1 protein-coding gene is annotated in these 253 nt (G+C 46.2%); it reads left to right on the top strand.

All coding sequences use genetic code 11. The annotated features are described in order from the left end of the window. On the top strand, nt 1–253 hold a 253-nt coding region (locus ACSV5T_RS10120), incomplete at both ends, for a hypothetical protein (RefSeq protein WP_438321051.1).

The raw sequence follows: 253 nt of genomic DNA, 5'->3' as shown, positions 1-253 counted from the left end.
ACCAACAACACTTCGGTGAAATGGTGGATTATTATGGCAGTAAACTAAAACGCTTTAAGCGTCCACAGCAACACCTATGGTTGCTGTGTTTTCTGACTCAACGCATACGGCAAAGCCTAGAGCGATTGGCTGATGGGTTTATTCATCATATCCGTAAACAACAAGAAGCTGCGCATGCGTTTGCCCAACAGGCAGTGTTTGACTCATGGAGGTCAGCTGCAGACAATGTCACCAAAGCCGCAGAATTACTGCA

This window comes from Veillonella sp. ZSJB6 (genome assembly GCF_051549505.1).
Lineage (GTDB): Bacteria > Bacillota > Negativicutes > Veillonellales > Veillonellaceae > Veillonella.
This window is presented reverse-complemented; position numbering and strand designations above follow the sequence as displayed.